At 60.3% G+C, this 20,364-nt stretch carries 16 protein-coding genes and 1 pseudogene; all 17 read right to left on the minus strand.

Features of this window, described 5'->3' with window-relative positions:
- Positions 1 to 3: 3 nt before the first annotated feature.
- Positions 4 to 885, minus strand: coding sequence for a glycosyltransferase (locus tag PMI01S_RS15960; protein ID WP_084320947.1), 882 nt, complete (start codon positions 883 to 885; stop codon positions 4 to 6).
- Positions 882 to 2,036 (minus strand): glycosyltransferase family 4 protein, encoded by a 1,155-nt coding sequence (locus PMI01S_RS15965; RefSeq protein ID WP_084320948.1) that lies wholly within the window; start codon positions 2,034 to 2,036, stop codon positions 882 to 884. Before PMI01S_RS15965 ends, PMI01S_RS15960 begins: the two co-directional genes overlap by 4 nt.
- Entirely contained in the window at positions 2,033 to 2,917 is an 885-nt protein-coding gene (locus tag PMI01S_RS15970) for a DUF6625 family protein (protein WP_084320949.1), read from the minus strand. The genes PMI01S_RS15965 and PMI01S_RS15970 overlap by 4 nt, the downstream gene beginning before the upstream one ends.
- Positions 2,918 to 2,970: 53 nt before the next feature.
- A complete protein-coding gene (locus PMI01S_RS15975; protein ID WP_084320950.1) occupies positions 2,971 to 4,404 on the minus strand; it encodes a PIG-L deacetylase family protein in 1,434 nt (477 codons plus the stop codon).
- Positions 4,405 to 4,412: 8 nt separating this feature from the next.
- Complete coding sequence (locus tag PMI01S_RS15980; RefSeq protein WP_084320951.1) at positions 4,413 to 5,309, minus strand: antimicrobial resistance protein Mig-14; 897 nt, start codon at positions 5,307 to 5,309, stop codon at positions 4,413 to 4,415.
- Entirely contained in the window at positions 5,309 to 6,439 is a 1,131-nt protein-coding gene (locus PMI01S_RS15985; RefSeq protein WP_084320952.1) for a glycosyltransferase, read from the minus strand. Before PMI01S_RS15985 ends, PMI01S_RS15980 begins: the two co-directional genes overlap by 1 nt.
- Complete coding sequence (locus tag PMI01S_RS15990; RefSeq protein WP_008027860.1) at positions 6,423 to 8,180, minus strand: carbamoyltransferase family protein; 1,758 nt, start codon at positions 8,178 to 8,180, stop codon at positions 6,423 to 6,425. The genes PMI01S_RS15985 and PMI01S_RS15990 overlap by 17 nt, the downstream gene beginning before the upstream one ends.
- Positions 8,181 to 8,407: 227 nt before the next feature.
- A pseudogene (locus PMI01S_RS15995) lies at positions 8,408 to 9,272 on the minus strand (DUF3800 domain-containing protein).
- Between the two features lie 4 nt (positions 9,273 to 9,276).
- Positions 9,277 to 9,612 (minus strand): YceK/YidQ family lipoprotein, encoded by a 336-nt coding sequence (locus PMI01S_RS16000; RefSeq protein WP_084321000.1) that lies wholly within the window; start codon positions 9,610 to 9,612, stop codon positions 9,277 to 9,279.
- Positions 9,613 to 9,849: 237 nt separating this feature from the next.
- Positions 9,850 to 11,301: a lipopolysaccharide kinase InaA family protein gene (locus PMI01S_RS16005; RefSeq protein WP_084320953.1), complete on the minus strand. Its 1,452-nt coding sequence runs from the start codon at positions 11,299 to 11,301 to the stop codon at positions 9,850 to 9,852.
- Positions 11,301 to 12,053: a lipopolysaccharide kinase InaA family protein gene (locus PMI01S_RS16010; protein WP_084320954.1), complete on the minus strand. Its 753-nt coding sequence runs from the start codon at positions 12,051 to 12,053 to the stop codon at positions 11,301 to 11,303. Before PMI01S_RS16010 ends, PMI01S_RS16005 begins: the two co-directional genes overlap by 1 nt.
- The gene (locus PMI01S_RS16015) at positions 12,050 to 12,784 is read right to left on the minus strand and encodes a lipopolysaccharide kinase InaA family protein (RefSeq protein ID WP_084320955.1); all 735 of its coding nucleotides are present in this window, start codon (positions 12,782 to 12,784) and stop codon (positions 12,050 to 12,052) included. Before PMI01S_RS16015 ends, PMI01S_RS16010 begins: the two co-directional genes overlap by 4 nt.
- Entirely contained in the window at positions 12,784 to 13,590 is an 807-nt protein-coding gene (gene rfaP, locus PMI01S_RS16020) for a lipopolysaccharide core heptose(I) kinase RfaP (protein WP_084320956.1), read from the minus strand. Before rfaP ends, PMI01S_RS16015 begins: the two co-directional genes overlap by 1 nt.
- Positions 13,590 to 14,711, minus strand: coding sequence for a glycosyltransferase family 4 protein (locus PMI01S_RS16025; RefSeq protein ID WP_084320957.1), 1,122 nt, complete (start codon positions 14,709 to 14,711; stop codon positions 13,590 to 13,592). Before PMI01S_RS16025 ends, rfaP begins: the two co-directional genes overlap by 1 nt.
- The gene (waaC, locus tag PMI01S_RS16030; protein WP_084320958.1) at positions 14,711 to 15,772 is read right to left on the minus strand and encodes a lipopolysaccharide heptosyltransferase I; all 1,062 of its coding nucleotides are present in this window, start codon (positions 15,770 to 15,772) and stop codon (positions 14,711 to 14,713) included. The genes PMI01S_RS16025 and waaC overlap by 1 nt, the downstream gene beginning before the upstream one ends.
- 1 nt (position 15,773) lies before the next feature.
- Positions 15,774 to 16,808 (minus strand): lipopolysaccharide heptosyltransferase II, encoded by a 1,035-nt coding sequence (gene waaF / locus PMI01S_RS16035; RefSeq protein WP_084320959.1) that lies wholly within the window; start codon positions 16,806 to 16,808, stop codon positions 15,774 to 15,776.
- 282 nt (positions 16,809 to 17,090) lie between these two features.
- Positions 17,091 to 20,030, minus strand: a complete 2,940-nt coding sequence (gene glnE, locus PMI01S_RS16040; protein ID WP_084320960.1) for a bifunctional [glutamate--ammonia ligase]-adenylyl-L-tyrosine phosphorylase/[glutamate--ammonia-ligase] adenylyltransferase — start codon at positions 20,028 to 20,030, stop codon at positions 17,091 to 17,093.
- Between the last annotated feature and the right edge of the window lie 334 nt (positions 20,031 to 20,364).

Raw genomic sequence — 20,364 nt, forward strand, 5'->3', positions numbered from 1 at the left:
GGCTCAATCTTTCTCCAACGGCAAGAACAAGCGTCCCAGGCCACGCCAGGTCTTCTTGTTCCACGCCTTGAACGGTATCTGCGCCAGCAGCTCCCGCGCCAGCTTGCGGTCTCGATTGGCGGTCTTCAGGAACATCGAACTGAGGAACTTGTAGCGCACGTGCTCGTACAGCGGATGATCGCTGAACAGTGCATAGGTACGCAGAATGTTGTCGATCATGAAGCGGTGATTCTTGTAGGAGTTGGTGGCGTGTTTGCGATAGCGCGCCATCAGCACGTTCAAGCCATCGATGAAGTAACCGGCATGGGTCACCTTCAGCTCGATAAGCAAATCTTCCAGGCGAATGTTCGGATCGAATCCGCCGACCTTATCCAGCGCTTCGCGACGGATCATCAGGGTCGGTGCCGGCGGATAGGGTTTGCGCTCCAGGAACATGTCATCGAAATCCAGACGGCGGAACGGCACATCGCGGCGCTGACGCGACTCCGGGTACGGCTTGCCGTCGGCGTCGATCAGTTCGATGTTGCCAGCGCAGATGCCGACCTCGGGCTTGCCATCCAGGTAAGCCACCTGCGTGGCGATGCGCTCGGGCAGCATGATGTCATCGGAACCGAAGGGCACGATCAGGCTACCCTTTGCGCGCGCAATGGCACCGTTGAGGGTATTGGTCAGCCCCTGATTCTGCTGAACACGGAAATCAAAGCCGTGTTGCGCCTGCAAGGCGTTGATCCGCTCGACGCTGTCATCGCTGGAGCCATCATCGACCACCAGCAACTCGATGTTCGAATAGGTCTGGTTGAGGACGCTGAGAATGCTCTCCTCAATATAGCGACCGTGGTTATACGACGCGATGATGACCGTGACGATGGGTTGTGCGTCGCTCATGAATGTTCCTTGCGGGCCTTGCTCAAGCCGGAGTCGATCAGGTTCAGGTACTCCTGGCGGAACACCTCGATATCGTGTTGTTCCTGGAGATAACGGTAGGCTTGTTCGCCCTTGGCCTTGAGCGCGTCATCCGGTAGCTCGAGGTAGGTATCCAGCGCTGCGACCAGGCTCGACACATCCTTCGGCGTAATCGCCAGACCACCTGCGCCCTCGATCAGCGGCAGCATCGCCGGCACATTGGAGGCGATCACCGGAAGATGACCGCTCATGCCTTCGAGCAATGCCAGCCCGAGACCTTCGGCCAGCGATGGCATGGTCCAGATGTCAAAGGCGCGAACGTACTGCAAGGCGTTTTCCTTGAAGCCCAGCAGGTGTGCACGCCCGCTCAGGCCCAGACGTTCGATCTCGGCGGCCAGGCGCGACTCTTCGCGGCCGGCACCGATGATCGCCAACTGGGTGTTCGGGTACTTGTCCTTGAGAGCTGCGAACGCCTGCAACAGATAGGTGTGCCCCTTGACCGGCACCAACCGGCCCAACGCGCCGATCAGTCGCACCGACGGATCGATGCCAAGCAGTTCACGGGCGCGTTCGCGGCTGTGTTGCAAGCCTTCGGCCTGTTCGATATCGATCGCATTGGTAATGGCGTAAGTGTTTTGATCGGTGAAACCGCAGTCACAGTCCAGCAGGTACTGTTTGACCGCCGGCGACACCCCGACAAAACGCCAGTGACGATCGATCAGGCGCTGGGTCTGGCGACGTCGGTAGAACCGGTCGTACTCACCAAAGCCGTGGGAGATACCGATGCACAGCGGCACTTTCAACCAGCGGTTGAGCGTCAGCATCATGTTGACCGGCTTGAAGCGGTTGCAGATCACCACATCGAATTTTTCTTTGCGGCAAAACTGATACAACCGCCACATGGCACGCAGGCGCATGCCCTTGAGCGACTTGTCGGAAAACTCGAAATAGACGGAACGCGCGGCACGGCTCACGGCCTCGCCCGGCCCTGGCTTGCCGCGCAGAAACGCAGCGGTCACCTCATAGCGATCATCCGGCAAAGCCTTGACGATCTGCTCTGCCAGGTCGGCAAAGTCATGGGCTTTGACATTGTAGTCAGGCTGCAACTGCAGAACCTTTGACCGTTGACTCATAACTCTCCCCGGTGAAAACCAGTCGCGTCGATGACCCAGGCGGGTTCAGCGGCGAGGCGCTTGATCTCCGCCGGATCGGGTTGAGGCAACCGTGGCCACTCGTTGCGCTTCCAGCAAACGAAATGGAAATACGGAAACCGGCGATCGCCATCGCGATCATTGGTCAGCTGGCCGTCGCGCCAAAACCATTGGTGCGGGAAATTATCGGTCCCGTCATGCCACTTGATGCAGCCACCCGGCGTACTGAAGGCCTCGGTGAATTCACTGCGGCGGCGCCACGGGTTGAACTTGCCCACCAGCTTGAACAAGGGATCGGGGAAATTCTTGCGCCAGAGAAAGATTCGACTGAATGCGCCCTCATCCAGCGCGTGATGCTTCTGATCCGTGAACCGCGCTTCCCAGTCCTTGATCTGCCTGAACAACTCACGCTTGCGGGCGGTGTTTCTGATCAGGCAAAGATGCCCGGCCACTCGCCGCTCGTGGGTGGAGTACAGGTCGTATGAGGCGAGCCGATCCGCAGTGAAGTAACTGCGCAGGTCGCCATACACCAGGTCGATATCGCCGAATGCCCAGAAATCATAGCCCTCCAGGCGATCGGCATGAATAAGTCCGAACGCAGGCCTGATGTCGCACAGTTTGTAAGCCTGGGTCGGCGCAAAGTCGATACCCAGCCGCTGGGACACCAGCCTACAGTAATCGCTGAACAGCATGCTTTCGATGGTCACGTTGGGCGGCAGATTCTCGGGAACCCCGCAGTCCGTGAAGAACAACCAGTCGATGTCGGGATTGCAACGGCAGCTCTCCAGAAAAAACGGCATCCAGAAAGGCCAGCTGCCGAAATAAGGCATCAGAAACAAAATACGCGGGCATGGATTAATCACGGATTACTCGCTGTCAATGCTGGGAGCGCTGCCATGCTAGGCAGGGTTGTACTTCAGTTCTGCTTCGCAGGTGTTTCGCCGTGCTTCAGAAGCCAGAACAGTTCCTGGCGTCTGACCGCCTTGCGAAAGAATTCATTCTCGCCATAGAGGGGCGGCACTCTACTGGCCAAGAGCCACTGTATCAACCGACGCAGTCGCCGTTTGAATGGCATGCGTGGCTGCAGGTCATGCATCATCCCCAGCGCCATGGCTTTATCACGCTGAAGTTCCGGGGAAACCGGAAGGCAGCAAGGCTGCATCGGCACCGACGCATCGAAGGCGGGCGGCAGCGCGATGCCATGGCCGGCATCCCCCATGGGCCAGCGATCGTTGTCATGCAAATGATTGGCATAACCAAGCAACGTGGTCGGCTGCCACTCCAGGCCCCGCAGTGCTTCAAGGACCGCTTGTTGGGCGCATAGGTGATCCGGGTGCGGATCGAGCGTCGGGTGCGGCAACACAATGACTTCAGGGCGGGCCCGCAGCAGCAGTTCGCGCAGGTCGGCCAACAGGTTGTTCCAGGTCGGTGCACCATCGGCGTCACCCGGCAGTGCAAAGGGGTTCAACCGGCGGAACAAACGGGTGTCGTCCATCTCCGCTTCCCGCGAACCCACTGGCCGGGACGGTGTTGCCTGCATCGCCGCGAGCTGCAGGCAGAAATAGCCCAGCTGCACGCAATGGGCTTCGGGCACCCCGGCCCAGCGCGGCACGGCGATGCTGTCCCAGGCCCGCAGCCGCCCCTTCAGGCGCGCTGCTTCGACCTTGTTCAAGCCGATCTGCTGATAATGTTCTGCTTCGATTTCGCCCGCAGTGAGGGTGACGATCCAGGCTTCGTCGGCCTGACTGTACAGACTGTATGCCGCCAGTTCGGCGTCGTCGGCATGAGGGGCGATGACCATCACCCGCTGACGGCGGTAATCCGGTTGTTCGAACGCCCAGAGCACGGGTTCGCCCAGCACTCGGCAAAAACGTCCGCGCAGACGCAACTCGCCTCGCGACAGCACTTGCGCCTGACCACTGAGGTTGAGGTAGCGCAGCCCGTTGACGCCACGCTCGAAGGTTTGCCGATCGGGATTATCACCACCGGACAACTCGACAGCCGGGTCGATAAAGCGTCCCAGCCAGGTGCTTTTGACCCGCAGGGCCAGTATCAGCGTAGCGTCATCCACCAGCATGACGCCGTCATCCAGGCGTAAACGCTCACCGTCCAGGTGAATCTTGGGTTGCGGGGTATAAGGCGGGAAGCTGTACGCGTAATCGTCCTTGGGCGAATAAAACAAATGGTCGGCGAACCAGGCTTCATGAGCGATCCAGCCCAGCACCGCCAGCACCAGCGGCAGCCACCAGGCCACCAGTACGCCGATGACAATCAACAGCACCAAGGCAATCAGCAGGCCGATGCGTTTGTTGCGCCGGTGGCGCTTGAGCAGTTGCTGTTTACGACTCATGGGTTCGCTCATACGGTGAAGACCGGCACAGGATTACACCAGCGGTCCTTGTATTCACGGTCGGCGCGACCGAAGGAAAAGCGCAGCGGCTTGTCCAGCGCACGTGCATGCTCCCAGGCGCTTTGAGTATTGAGAAAGCTCAAGACGCTTCCGGGGCTGAATTCACGGGTTTCGGGATCGACGCCACCGTTGATGTACTCGACGCTGATCCATTGCGGCGCTTCGACGCGGTACACCAGTTGAATCGCAATCGGCGCATCGTTCAGGAAAATCACCGAGCCGATCAGCAAGTCACGCAACAACTCGATCACCTCGGCCATGCGCTCGGCACCGGTCGCGGGGAAACCCCAGCGACGCTGGAACAAGTCGCAGTAGATCGCCGCCAGCTCGCCGCTGGAAAACTCGCTGACCGGACGCACCGCGCCGCCCGCCTCTTCCAGCAAACGCAATTCGCGACGCTGGTTATAGCGAAACTTCTTCGACAGTTCTTCGGGCGTGCGCGCCATGGCCAGTTGTTCTGCCTGCAGCCTGATGCCGCTGAAGCGGCCTTCATTCAGCGCGGACAAGTAACGTGCACGATGGCGCAGGGGGGCTTGCGTATCAGCGGCGGCAGGCAGGATGAACTCAGCATTGCCGAGGTCGAACAGGCCCTTTTTACCGTTACGCTTGAGCACGTCCTTGGACAAGGCAAGGTCGCGCCCCCAGGTCGCAATCGCAGCCTGGACTTCGCCATTCGGCGCCCAGGCCAGGTAACGCACCGGAATATCGGCCAACTGCGCCAGGCGCTCGACCACCATTGGATGAGTGGCAACGCTGCCACCATAACGGTGCCAGGCCTCGGTGTACGTCGAGGCGTCGATCACCGACCAGCCACGCTCGCGCCATCCTTGAAATCGGTTGAGCATCAACCCCTCGCCGCCAGTTCGGTGACGGTGGGCAAATGCCAGAAAGCATCGCGCACCGCGCGGTCGGAGAAGCGCTCACGCAAGCGGTCGAGCATCAGTTCGGCGCACTGACGGCGTTGCTGATCATCCATCGCGGCCAGATGTTGCAACCCTTGAGCCAAGCGCTCGGCGTCCCCCAGCGGGAACAGAATGCCCACACCCTCGACCACTTCCTTCGCACCGCCGCATGCCGTTGCGAGCAATGGCACGCCGGCGGCCATGGCCTCCAGCAGCACCATGCCGAACGGTTCGTGATCGGAGCTCAAGGCAAACACATCGAAGGCACGGAAATAACGACGGGCTTCGGGTACCTGGCCGAGGAACAGCACGCGGTCGCCGATTCCCAGCTCACGGGCCATGGCCTTGAGATCGCGCTCCAGCCGACCGATACCGAGGATCACCAACTGGCTGTTCTCCGGCAAACCCGGTAACGCCGCGGCAAATCCGTGCAGCAACGTGGTCTGGTCCTTGTCCGGATGCAGCCTGCCGACGTTGCCGATGATCCACGCATCCATGGACAAACCCAGGGTTTCCCGAGCTTCGCGAACCGACACGTGACTGTCTTGCAAGGCCTGCACATTGATGCGGTTATAGAGCGTCTGAATCCGGTCAGCCGGCCATTTCGGCAGGCAGCTGCGCATATCGTCGCGCACGGCATCGGAGACCCCGAGCAGACTCAAACGCTTGCGGAAAAAGTTCGCAAAGAGTTTGCGAGTACCGCGTTTGTAGTCGTCAAACGCGTGATGCACACCGATCACCGGTAACGACGTGCCAAGCAAGGCGATGTAGATCGGCTTGAAACGGTGAGCGATGCAAAAACTGAAATTGCGCGAAGCGGCGATCTTGCGCAGATCGCCGATGGCACCCAGCTTCAGGCCACGAATAGCCTTGGAGCTGTATTCCATGAACAGCACTTCATCGGAGGCACAGGCCTCGGCGACTCGGGCATCGGCAACCCCGGTCAGAAACACCGTGGTCACTCGATAACCGGTCCCCGCGAACAGACTGGCGTACTGCCGGGCGCAGTCCAGAAACGGACCGTCATAGCCGTGACAGAACTGCAGCACATGGCGTTCAGCCGAGCGTGTCATATGCGTCCGCGCCCTCTTTGACCACCAGGATATCTTCCATGATCAGATACTGTAGGTCGGAACCGAAGAACATGTTCAGGGCATCCGTCGGCGAGCAGATCATCGGTTCGCCGCGACGGTTGAGCGAGGTGTTCAGCGATACACCGTTGCCTGTCAGTACTTCCAGCGCCTTCATCATGTCGTAGTAGCGCGGGTTGTATTCGCGCTTGAGCACCTGGGCTCGGGACGTACCGTCTTCATGAACGACTTCCGGCACGCGGGTCTTCCACTCTTCTGCCACTTCGAAAGTGAAGGTCATGAACGGCGCAGGGTGATCGATCTTGATCATCTGCGGTGCGACGGTGTCGAGCATCGACGGGCAGAAAGGCCTCCAGCGCTCGCGGAACTTGATCTGGTGGTTGATGCGGTCAGCCACGCCGGTCGCGCTCGGGCAACCGATGATCGAACGACCGCCCAAGGCACGCGGTCCGAACTCCATGCGGCCCTGGAACCAGGCCACCGGATTGCCGTCGACCATGATTTTGGCGATGTTTTCCGGCATGTTCTCGAGCTTGCGCCACACCGGTTTGCTCGGGTGACGGGCGCACGCTGCCAGCACATCTTCGTTGCTGTACGACGGGCCGAGGTAGACGTGTTCCATCTTCTCGACCGGCACGCCACGGGCGTGAGACACATACGCCGCCGCGCCGACCGCGGTGCCGGCATCGCCGGACGCAGGTTGCACGAACAGTTCCTTGACGTCGTCGCGGGCGATGATTTTCTGGTTCAGCTTGACGTTCAACGCGCAGCCGCCGGCGAAGGCCAGCTTGCCGGTTTCCTTGAGCACGTCGCCCAGGTAATGGTCGATCATCTGAAGCGCCAGCTTCTCGAACAGCGCTTGCATGCTCGCGGCGTAATGGATGTAAGGCTCGTCGGCGATGTCACCTTCGCGCTTCGGACCCAGCCACTCGATCAGCTTCGGCGAGAAGTAGAAACCTTTGCCCTTCTCTTTATAGCGACGCAGGCCGATGACGTTGGCGTAGTCGGTGTTGATCACCAACTCGCCGTTCTCGAACGAGGCCAGACGGGAGAAATCGTACTTGCTGGCATCGCCATACGGCGCCATGCCCATGACCTTGAACTCGCCGTCGAGCATCTCGAAACCGAGGAACTCGGTGATCGCGCCGTACAGGCCGCCGAGGGAGTCAGGATCGAAGAATTCCTTGATCTTGTGGATCTTGCCGTTTTCGCCGTAGCCGAAGAACGTCGTGGCGTACTCACCCTTGCCGTCGATCCCGAGGATCGCGGTTTTCTCTTTGAAACCGGAGCAGTGGTAAGCGCTGGAGGCGTGAGCCAAATGGTGCTCGACTGGCTCGATCTTGATCTTTTTCGGATCGAAGCCCAGTTGCTCGAGGCACCAGACGATCTTGTTGCGGTAGCGCTTGTAGCGGCGGTTGCCCATCAGGATCGCGTCAAGTGCGCGGTCCGGGGCGTACCAGTAACGCTTGGCGTAGTGCCAGCGCGCCTTGCCGAACAGGCTGATCGGCGCGAACGGAATGGCGACCACGTCAACGTCGGACGGCTTGATGCCCGCCTGCTCGAGGCAGAACTTCGCCGATTCGTAAGGCATGCGGTTCTTTGCATGTTTGTCGCGCACGAAGCGCTCTTCTTCAGCCGCCGCGACCAGCTTGCCGTCGATGTACAAGGCTGCGGAAGGATCATGGCTAAGGGCGCCGGACAGGCCAAGAATCGTCAATGCCACAGGGGTCTAGCCTCTTTAGTCTGCATGCAGGCGCAAGGCGCCTCAAAATGAATGTGCCCTCGCAAGTGGGCGAGAGACAGCTAAAGGGCGGGATTATAGCTTAAAAGCAGCTGCAAACCTCTAGCGGATACAGCCGGCTCGCGCGTTGACAGTAGAAGATCTCTCGACATAGACTCCTGCGCAAATGGACTGGGGGATCCCGGTCGGCGTTGCAGCCTCGGTGAGTTTCACCGGGGCTTTTCGCTTTCTGAAGGCGGGAAAATTTTTAAACCCCAGTTTTCGAATCCCTCCCCCACATGGCAGCGACCACCACTGCAATAGAATTTACGCTTGAGTACATCAAAGGCACGATTCTCTTGCCCGGCCCTCAAAACGCTCATGCCAATGGGTCTTGCAACAAGATCCGCTAGCTGTAACCCCGTGGAATTCACTTGTTTGGTAGCAAAGACGATGTCGAACGGCAGCTGAATGCCCAGTTTGTTCGCGCCATCGCACATGCGACGAAACTCCAATTCAAGCTCGTTATCCTCCCGTTTCCCTCGACGCTCGAAAATCACATGAGTCAACGCACTTTACTGATTCTTTTCCTGTAAAAATTCATAAAGCGTTTCCAGACAGAAGCCCAGGGCAACATGATAAGGATTGTGAACAGGACCTTGTTTTTCGCGAAGAGAGGCTTTGTCGATCACACAACTGATCAGCACGAAATTGCTCGCTTCAATGATGCCCGTCAACTCATCGAGAAAGGCATGCTTGTGCTGCCGGGAGGTGAACAGGCTTGAGAACGCTCCTTTCTCTTTTCGAATCTCCAGCTCATGCAGACCGATCAGATCGTGCCCCATATGGTTGAATTTAAATTTCTGAAGGGCAGGAATAACCTTCTCGCAGTAGTGTCTTTTCTGAAAAACACAAAAAAGCGAGCACAAACACTGGATAGTTTGGATCTAGTGTTTGCATCCCATGATCGCCGCTCTCGTCAACGTAAATGACGAAGTCACTGAACTTCCCGGTCGGAGGTAACAGTTTTTTCGCACCAATGCCGGCCTCGGATTCACTTTCGTTTTCAAAAAGAAAGAACTGTTGAGACGGCAAATTGCTACCCGCGGCCTACTCGCCAGTAAATAGTGAGATTGCCGTCGCTGGCCTGACGGTAAATCGTGTACGGCAAGGACATCGTGTCGGCAATACCCGACAGCGCCAGATCCAGCAGGACCAGCGGTACGAGAAAGCCCGTGGGATCCGGCGGGGCATTCAATACACAGAAATCGTAGGCCAGGCCACTGTAGATACGTGGAATGGATTGGCAGTAGGTTTTCTGCTTTCGCAGGCTGCGCGCCGCGTCTTCGTCATTTTGCAGGACCGTATGAACGGTTCCGCAGCCGGAGAGCGCCAATGAGCACACACCCAGCATGACTGCTGCTTTTATAGTCAAAATCTGCCCTCCGAGGTCGTCAGGCAAACTAGCATCGTGACTACTCAGGGCACAGTTCATGGGGTCTGGAGATCATGTAGGACATTTCATAAGAACTTGTCCCTTAATCTCGGGAGGCTGTTTTGGCCTCTTCGCGAGCAAGCCCGCTCCCACAGTTTCCGGGCTTTGCGCATCATCTGCGTACACCCCGGATCAGTGTGGGAGCGGGCTTGCTCGCGATAGGGTCGAAGACCCGATTCAGGCAGCGCCAGAGATGTCTTTGGGCAAACGCTGATCAATAACCTGATACAAAGCACTGCTCTCAGGCCAGTTACGCATGAACCGCGCCCGATCCCGCGCATACGCCGGGGCAAAGCTGCCGAGCGAGCGGTGCTGGCACATCGCATCCAGATCGATCAGCGCCCAGCGATCCTCTTGCCAGAACAGGTTATGGCCCTTGAAGTCGCCGTGACTGATCCGCTCGCGAATCAGCTCCGCAAACAGATGATCCAGCGCCACCAGCTCGGCTTCGGGCGCTTCACCGTTGTCAACGTACGGCGCGAACCGTTCGATGATGTCCGGCCCCGGCAAATGCTCGGTCACCAGATAAGCCCTGCTGCGCAACCAGAGGAAACGTTTTTCCAGTACCGCCAACGGTTTCGGCGTGGCGATACCCAGGAACGCCAATCGATTGCCTTCGCGCCAGGAATGCCAGGCACGGCTCGGGCGCCAGAAGCGTTTGAGCCAGTGGGCGAACCCTTTGATGTTGTAGCGCTTGATCACCAGCGTACGACCCGCCACCTCGACTTTGCCGACACTCGCCGCGCCGCCGGTCTTGTACAGATGGCCCTGATCGAGCAAGGCATCGGCCTGCTCCAGCACCGGCAGCATCGCCGCTTCTTCCTCGCGGCGAATCGCCCGCAAACCGAACGCCCCGCGCTGCACGCTGAACAGTGTGCATTCGCGACCGACCTTGATCAGGAAGTCCTTGAGGCGCCAACTGCGCACCTTGTCGATCTGCTTCTGCAATGCTTCCATCGGCAAGGCATGTTCGCCATTGCTCAGAAGGTAATACACCAGCAACTCTTCGATGAAGGGCTCCAGTGACTTGGGCAACTGGGCGAAAAACACCCCGAGGTTTTCCAGGACTTTCTGTCGCGACAGCGGTTGGCCAGGGGTTTCAGAGCAGATTCCAGCGCCGTCGATCAAATACAGTCGACCGCCCTGGCGCAGCAGGTTATCCAGGTGCAGGTCTTCCTGCCACAGCCCTTTGCGGTGCATCTGGCCGATCGCGCCCAGCGCCTCGGCCAACACAGCCCCTTGCCCATCCGCGAGCACCGGCAAATGCTCGACCTGTTTCCAGGTATCCCCCAGGCTTTCGGCACCCTCAAGGAAATCGAACAGCAGCCAGCCACCCTCGCCGTCCTTCAGGCCATCAGCCAACAGCTGCGGTGTGGTCAGCCCCTGGGCGGCGAGCAAACGCACGCCGTCCAGTTCACGCTGAAAATGCCGCGCCGCTTTGCTGCCGACCAACAACTTGGCCAACACCGGCCGGCCACGCCAGACACCGGCGCCGACATAGCGCTGTCCTGGCAACACTCGCAACAGGCTCAACAATTGCAACTCGGCTGGCCCGGCGGCATCGGCCAGCGAGATGCTCAGTGGCAGGCGCGGTTGGCGACCCGCCTCTTTCAGTTCGGACAAACGCATCAGGTCGACCTCTTGTAGCTGCGCCGCGCGGTCAATCGCGTCAGCCAGCTGTCGATCAGCGAACTGTCCTGCGGTTGATCCAGGTAGGTGGCCAACAACTCGCGCAATTGCGCGTCGTTCCACTGGGGCGAACGCCGCGTCAACGGCTCCAGATCCTTGATTCGATCACGCTGACCGAACAGCAGGGGCCGGGTCTTTTCCAGGTCGATCAGCTGGGCCATGTAACCGTCGCCGGTGGCCTGGAGAAAAATGTGCTTGGGGTAGAAGCAGCCGTGAACCTGACGCGCGCCGTGCAGGCGCCGAGCCAGTTGCCCGCACGCCTGCAAAATCGCCGAGTGCTGCGCCGGGCTCAGATCCGACCAGCGCTGCAACAGCGAATCCAGGTCATCCCAGCCGTCCAGCGCGCGGGTCAGCAAAACCGCCCGGACTTCGCCGTCGACCTTGCGCTCACCGAAAAACGCCGCTTTCAACGCCGGAATGCCGAGCTTTTCATAACGGCTGATGTTGCGAAACTCGCGGGCAAAACTCGGCTCGCCAAAGGGTGCGTGCAGAGTGCGCATCTGGTAGTTGCTTTGGCGCTTGAGGTAGAAGCCGTGACCTTCAAGATCCAGCCGAAACACGCTGCTCCAGCCACCGCGCGCGGTGTTGGGCTCATCCACAGCCTCAAGCTGCCGGGCCCACAGTGCATCGAAGGTGCCGAGGCCATGACGCTCTAAAAGCGCACGGTCTTCAGCGGCCAGAAAATCAGTCATTCGCGCCCCTCGAAAAATCTCACCACGTGCCGGATCCGTTTTTTATCGGCCGCATTGAGCCGTGTCCGTTGGCGGTATTGCAGGTAAAAGCGCAGGCGCTGGGTGGCCGACAGGTGATACTTGGCGACCTTGTCCAGACATGCCAGATCCTTGGTGATGCGGTACTTGAGCCAGAAGCCGCTCCAGAAATCACCGTTGGGGCAGTCGATCAGGAACAGTCGCGCCTGATCGTCGACCAGCAGGTTGCGCCACTTCAAATCATTATGGGTGAAGCGATTGTCGTGCATGGTCCGGGTGTAACCGGCCAGCTGTCGACTGATGTGATCGACCCAGGCGCGGTCCTTCAATTTCGGGTCGCGCCGCTCGGCCAGGGCATTGAGGTCTTCTGTATTGGGCAGTTCACGGGTGATCATCGCCCCGCGAGCGTAGGCTGCACCGCGCCGCTCAAGACCCCAGGCCACCACTTGCGCCGTGGGAATGCCCCACTTGGCAAAGCGCTTGAGGTTCTGCCATTCCATCTTCACCCGCGGCTTGCCCAGGTAGCGGCGCAAGCCCTTGCCAGCACCCACGTAGCGCTTGACGTAATAGTTGACGCCATTGCGCTGGACGCGGACGACCTCGGACAACGGGTCGCGGGTCAACTGCTCGCCCTCGAGGGAAAACACTGCTTCAAGGCTGCCGAAATCGTCGGCCAGGTCGCTGTAAGCAGGTTCCAGTTTCCAGCCCGACATCAGAGCGCATCCCCGTATCGCTGTTTACGGTCGTAGAGTTTGTTGGCCTTGCCCTCGAGCCAGGCGAGCAACCCGGCTTCTTCGCCGAGGATCTGGCGCAGGGGTTGCTGGAAATAACCCTTGAGGAAACGCAGCTTGTCGCGTCGGGTCAGGCCGATGTCCAGCGCCGAAAAGTACAGCGCCGCCAGATCCTTGTTGCGCCAGCGACGGGTGATCGCCGGGCGGGTCTGGGCGCGGTGCAGGTCGATCACCGAGAGCTTGAAGTCATCAGCCGTCACCGGCTTGTCGGTGTGCAGCAGAAAGTGGCAGATGTAGCAGTCGCGGTGGTTGACCCCGGCGCGGTGCATCATGCCGGTCATGCGCGCGACTTCGGCGATCAGCGCACGCTTGAGTGTTGGTTCCGGCGGATTCTTGACCCAGTCGATGCTGAAGTCTTCGAGGCTGACGGTCGGCGCCAGTTCTTCGGTGACGATGAACGAATGCTGGTCCGCCGGGTTGCTGCCCTTCTCGCCGTAGGCCACCGCCGTCATGGTCGGCACGCCGACTTCCTGCAGGCGTTGAATGGCTTTCCATTCCTGACCCGCGCCAAGCACCGGCAGCTTGGCGGTCAGCAGGTTCTTGAAGATCTCGCCCCAGCCAATGCCACGGTGGATCTTCACGAAAAACCCGTTGCCGTTCACCTCGGTGCGCAACGTGCGACGAGCTTCCAGCTCGCGGTACACCTCGCCTTGAAGCCCTTCGACCTCGGCGAATGGATCGCGTCCGGCCCAAAGGCTCTTGAACGGTTCAGCCAGCATCAACTTCATTAAGCGTGCTCCGCCAGAATCACATCGGCCGCGTGTTGCGGCATGCTGTAGAGGTCGGCCGTCTCGGCGAAGGCCAGACCGTTGCGGCTCCAGGCCGCCCGTGCTTGAGCGTCGTTCAACATACCGGTCAGGTATTGCGTCAGTTGCGCCTGATCGAAGGGTTCATCCAGCACCAGGCCAGCGTCGGCCTCAGCGATGTAATGGGCATAACCGCAGACCGCGCTCACCAGCACCGGCAACCCGGCCACCAGCGCTTCGAGCAACACGGTCCCGGTGTTTTCGTTGTACGCCGGGTGGATCAACAGATCGGCCCCGAGCAGAAAACGCGGGATATCGCTACGCCCCTTGAGGAACGTCACGTTATCGCCGAGCCCCAGCGTGGCGCTCTGCATCTGGAACAATTTGGGGTCATCCTGGCCAATTACAAACAGCCGGGTGCGTTTCTTCAGATCGGCGGGCAACGCGGCCAGCGCCTTGAGACTGCGATCCACACCCTTGGTCTTGAACCCGGAGCCGATCTGTACCAGCAACAGGTCATCGTCTTTCAGGTTGAACTCACGTCGGAATTCGGCACGAATCTCGGCGGCATTGGCCGGCGCGCGACGGTCCTGAGAGATGCCCGGAGGCAGCAAATGGAAGCGCTCCAGCGGCGTGTCGTAATGCTTGATGAACAGCGGCTGCTGGACTTCGGAGATCATCAACACTTCAGTCTTGGCGTCCCTGGCGAACACCGCGCGCTCGTACTCGGCGAAGTGGCGGTAGCGGCCCCAGCGGCGGTACAGCGAGTTGCGCAGGTTTTGCGCCTTGTCTTCGAAACAGCCGTCAGCAGCGTAGTAGACGTCCAGACCCGGCATCTTGTTGAAGCCGATCAGACGATCCACCGGGCGCTTGGCCAGATCGGCTTCCATCCACTCGCTGAGCTTCTCGTTGCGGCGATGATTGAAGAACGCCTTGACCGGCGCCACCAACACTTCGAAACCCGGCGGAATATCGCCCTCCCAGATCAGCGTGTAGACGCGAATCTGATGGCCGCGCCGCTGACATTCCAGGGCGATGCGCATGAAATCGCGCTGCAAGCCCCCGAATGGAAAGTACTTGTACAAGACGAATGCCAATTGCATCAGCGCAGCTCCTCAGCCAGTAACAACGTGCTCAGTCGGGTCGCGACACGCTCGGGATTCAGACGCGTGAAGCACAGCGGCCACTCGCGTTTCAGGTCGAACCGACGGGCATCTTCGGCCGTCGGTTGATAGGTGCATTTCTTCTGCAGGCACGGTGCACAGGGGAAATCGCTGGCCATGTGGATCTGCGCCTTACCGTAGGCGCCAGTCAGGCCCGGGTTGGTCGGGCCGAACAGCGACAGCGTCGGCACGTCGAGTGCTGCGGCAAGGTGACCAAGACCGGTGTCCACCGCCACGCACGCCTGCGCGCCGGCCAGCACTTTGCCGATGCCCGCCAGATTCAGTTTGGGCAGCACTTCGACGTGCCGCATGTCCTTGGCGATGCGCTCGGCCCGGGCTTTCTCCGCCGGATTGCCCCACGCCAGTTTCACGCCGACGCCCAGATAGCCGACACGCTCGGCCAGCTCGCGCCAATAGGCTTCGGGCCAGTGTTTGGTGTCCCACGTGGTGCCGTGCAGGAACAGCACGTAAGGGTTCTTGCGCGGCAGTTCCACCAGGCGCTCGATGTTCAGGCCGTAGTCGCCCAGGCCTTTGGGCAAGTCGTAGCCCAACGCGATGGCGAACAACTGGCGCACTCGCTCGACCGCGTGCTGGCCACGGGCAACCGCCAGCCGTCGATCGTAGAAACGCGCGGCGATCGGCTCCCGTGCCGAACCTTTATCGAGGCCCGCCACCGGCGCCTTGACGTAGCGGGTCAGCAAGGCGCTTTTCAACAGGCCCTGTGCGTCAATCACCAGATCATATTTCGTGGCGCGAAGGCTTTGCTTGAAGCGCTTCCACTCGCCACTCTTGATGGTCTGCCAGATGTTCTTGCGCCAGCGACGGATCGCCACCGGGATCACTTTGCCCACGGCCGGGTGCCAGGTCGGGATCTCGGCGAAACCCTCTTCCACCACCCAGTCGAACGTGATGCCGGGAATCGCCCGGGCCGCGTCGGTCAACGCCGGCAACGCATGAATCACGTCGCCCAGCGAAGAAGTCTTGATCAGCAGAACCCGCAAACTATTTGACCTCGACCACAGTGCCCTGCAACCGCTGCAAGGCTTCGTTCACTGCTTGCGGCATCAGCTGGCGCAGGCAGTTGTAATGACCGAAGCGGCACGTGCGATCGAAGCACGGGCTGCATTCGATGCCCAGGCGCACGATCTCGACGTGCTCGGCCAGCGGCGGCGTGAAGCCCGGCGACGTCGAGCCGTACACTGCCACCAACGGGCGATTCAGCGCCGCGGCGACGTGCATCAGGCCGGAATCGTTGGACACCACCGAATCCGCGCAGGACATCAGGTCGATAGCCTCGGCCAGGGACGTGCCGCCACTGAGGTTCACCGACTCTTCGCGCAGGCCGGGAATCAACCGCGCGCGGATATCTTCGCCCACGGCGTGATCGTTCTTCGAACCAAACAGCCAGACTTGCCAGCCTTCGCGAATCTTCGCTTCGGCGACCTTGGCGTAATGCTCGGACGGCCAGCGCTTGGACTCGCCAAACTCGGCACCGGGGCACAGCGCCAACACCGGACGGTCGAGGGCCAGACCGAATTTGGCCAGCGCCGCTTCGCGAGACACCGGATCGATCTGCAAGGTCGGCCGCGGATACGGTTTCGGCAGTTCGACGCCAGGCTCGTAAGCCAGGGCCATGAAACGCTCGATCATCAGCGGGTAACGTTCTTTGTCCAGCGTGCGCACGTCATTGAGCAGACCGTAGCGGAATTCGCCACGCCAGCCGGTGCGCTTCGGGATGCCGGCGAAGAACGGAACCAACGCCGACTTCAGGGAATTGGGCAGCAGGATCGCCTGGTCGTACTGGCCGGCCAGGGATTTGCCGATGCGCCGACGCGTTGCCAACTCCAGGGCACCGTGGCCAAGCGGAAAGCTCAAGGCCTGGCGAACTTCGGGCATGCGCTCAAGAATCGGCCGGCTCCACTCGGGGGCCAGCACGTCGATTTCGCACTGCGGGTGGCGTTGCTTGAGACACTGAAACAGTGTCTGCGCCATCACCATGTCACCGACCCAACTGGGCCCAACGATCAGAATTTTCATGTGGTTTCCAAAAACGAACCGGGGAGGCATACGCCTCCCCGCCTCGAGAATTCTACAAAACACTGCAGATCTACTGTGGGAGTTCGCTCCCACATTGGGTATTGGTGCACATCCAGTGCGGTGCAGCTTAGCTGCCTCAATTTACAAAACAACGCAGATCACCTGTAGGAGCAAGCTTGCTCGCGATGAGGCCATCACATCCAGCATTGGAGGTGACTGACACTCCGCCATCGCGAGCAAGCTTGCTCCTACAGGGGTATTCGGTGCTGCCACTGTCCGGTTTCAGCTTAACCCCAGCTCGCGCCAGATCCGCAACACCTGCAGTCGTTCGTCCACGAACTGGTCGCCCGGTATCACCCCGGCGTCCTTCTGCAAGGCCTGCCGGTGCGCGGCGGAGCGGTAGGCTTTATAGGCCTCGCGCAACAGGCTGGCGTCTTCGGCGGGCATCAGCCCTTCGTGTTCCAGCTCTTCCAGAATCCGGATATTGTCGGTCCAGCGCAGCAATGGCGGGTGTGTTTCGGACCACGCCAAGGCCGCGTATTGCACCATAAATTCAATATCGACGATACCTCCGGCGTCCTGCTTGAGATCGAACGGCGCCGTGGCCTCGAAGGCATTCGCCCCGGTGCCGGCTGCGGTGCTCTTGCTGCCGAGGTTGTCGCGCATCTTGGCGCGCATCTCGCTGACCTCCTGACGCAAGGTCGGCAAATCACGGGGCTTGCCCAAAATCGCTGCGCGAACCTTCTCGAACGCCTGGCCGACGTCCGGACTGCCCACCAGCACCCGCGCCCGTACCAGCGCCTGATGTTCCCAGGTCCAGGCTTCGTTTTCCTGATAACGGGCAAACGCGCCGAGCGAACTCACCAACAGACCGGAAGCACCGGAGGGCCGCAGGCGCATGTCCACTTCATACAGCTGACCGGAGTTGGTCTGGGCCGTGAGCAAGTGAATGATCCGCTGGCCCAGCCGAGTAAAGAATTGCGCACCGTCGATAGGCTTCAGCCCGTCGGTTTCCGCCTGCGGATCGCCATCGTGAATGAACACCAGGTCCAGATCCGAACCATGCCCCAGTTCCAGACCGCCGACTTTTCCGTAACCGACAATGATGAAGCCAGGATCGCACAAGGTGCCGTCGGTGCGTTGCGGCGTACCGTATTTGGCCACGGTCTGGCGCCAGGCCAGGGCCAGCACTTGTTCGAGGATCGCTTCGGCGAGCCAGGTCAGGTAATCGCTGACTTTCATCAGCGGCAGGCTGCCGGCGATTTCCGACGCGGCGACGCGCAGGCGGTGCGCCAGTTTGAAATGGCGCAGGGCTTCCATTTGCTGTTCGAGGTCGTCTTCGGGAATCCGCGTCAGGCGCTCGCGCAACTCCGCCGCCAGTTCCGGCGCCAGGGGCGGCTTGAACAGCCGGCCCTCGTTGAGCAATTCGTCGAGCAACAGCGGGAAGCGGGTGATCTGTTCGGCTATCCACGGGCTCGCGGCGCACAAGGTCAGCAAACGTCGCAGCGCACCGGGGTTTTCGGTCAGCAGCACCAGGTACGCGGACCTCCGGGCCACCGCTTCAACCAGCGGCAGTACGCGCTCCAGCACCAGATCCGGGTTGGCGTGCTCGACCGCCTGCGCCAGCAACCGTGGAATAAAGGCATCGAGGCGTTCGCGCCCCAAACGCTGCATCGCGCGCAATTGCGGGCTGCTGCGCAGGCTGGCCAAGGCTTTCAGGGCTTTGGTGGCATCGACGAAACCGCCCTCCTCCAACTGCCGACAAGCGGCCTCTTCGTCCTGCGCTTCTTCCCACAGTGGCAGCCATTCACCGCCGACCACCACTTCGCTTTCAGCCCCGTCCTCTTCGTCGGGATCGGCGATCACCTGACCGAAGTGCCACGCAACGCGACCGCGCCAATACATCAGCTGCTCATGAAAGGCGTCCCAATCGGCGAAGCCCAACATATAGGCAATACGCGCCTGATCCTGCGCACCGTCCGGCAACATCTGGGTCTGGCGGTCGGCAATCGCCTGAATGGCGTGCTCCGTGTAACGCAGGAATTCGTAGCCTTCGCGCAGTTCGCTGATCACCGCCGGCGGCAGGTAACCCTGACCTTCCAGCGTGCTCAGTACTTTTAATAGTGGACGTTGTTGCAGGCTCAGGTCGCGGCCGCCGTGGATCAACTGAAACGCCTGGGCGATGAACTCGACTTCGCGGATGCCGCCGGAGCCGAGCTTGATGTTGTCGGCCATGCCCTTGCGCCGGACTTCCTGCTGGATCAACTGCTTCATCGTGCGCAGCGCTTCGATGGCGGAAAAGTCCAGGTAACGCCGGTAGACGAACGGGCGCAGCATCTCTTGCAGTTGCGCGCCCGCCACCTGATCGCCGGCCACCACCCGCGACTTGATCATCGCGTAGCGCTCCCAGTCACGGCCCTGATCCTGGTAATACTGCTCCAGCGCGTTGAAGCTCAGCACCAACGCACCGGCCGAACCGTAAGGTCGCAGGCGCATGTCGACGCGGAACACAAAACCGTCGACGGTCATCGGGTCCAGTGCCTTGATCAGGCGCTGGCCGAGACGGATGAAGAATTCCTGATTATCCAGCGAGCGTTTCACCCCGACGGTTTCGCCGCCCTCGGGGTAGGCGAAGATCAGGTCGATGTCCGACGACAGATTGAGCTCGACCGCGCCGAGCTTGCCCATGCCGAGGATGACCATCTGCTGCGGCTCGCCGCTGCGCCGACCGGTCGGCACGCCGAACTGCTGGCAATGGCGTGAGTACAACCACTGATAAGCCTGATCGATGCTGGCATCGGCCATGTCCGAGAGGTCGCGGCAGGTCTGGATGAGGTCGGCCTGACGAGTCAGGTCACGCCAGATGATCCGCACTTGATGGCGTGCGCGCTGGCGACGCAGGGCGCGACCGAGTTCGTCTTCGGTCTCCGCGGCATTCACCGCCGCCGCAATCTGCGCGCACAACTCGCCGGGGGCAAAACCGCGATCCAGTTCGCCGGACTGCACCAGCGCCAGCAACATCAACGGGTCACGAACGCTCTGTTCAATCACGAAGTCGCTGGCGGCGGTGACGCGGGCGAATTGCGCCCAGCGTTCAGGCGTCCAGCCGGACAGGCCATGATCATCATCGAGCGCCTCGACGGCCGCACGGAACGACTGTTCGGCACGGGTGACAAACGGCAACAGAATGCCGGGCAGTTCGGCAAGCGAAGGGAGGCTCATGGTCTATCCTTGATCGGCGTGTAGAGGGCTGCATGTAGTGAATTTTCAAATCGCACTACGTGATCGACTGTCGAACAAAGGTTAGAAATAGCTGAATTTTCTTTATTTTTGGCAGACAGCATCAAGCTTTCACCTTTTTCGGTTGGCAAAAGACCAACCTTAACGATTATTCTCACAACGCAGCTGGAGGCCACAAGCCGCTCATCTGTAGTTTTACTACTCGTATATACATTCGGATAGCTGAAATGCCCGATGATTTGTAGTAAAACTACACGCCGCCGGAACCTACCTCTCGGCAATCCAAGAATTTATATCGTCTGCCCACAAGGCCAGT

Origin of the sequence: Pseudomonas migulae NBRC 103157, from assembly GCF_002091715.1 — a bacterium.
GTDB classification, from domain to species: Bacteria; Pseudomonadota; Gammaproteobacteria; order Pseudomonadales; family Pseudomonadaceae; genus Aquipseudomonas; species Aquipseudomonas migulae_A.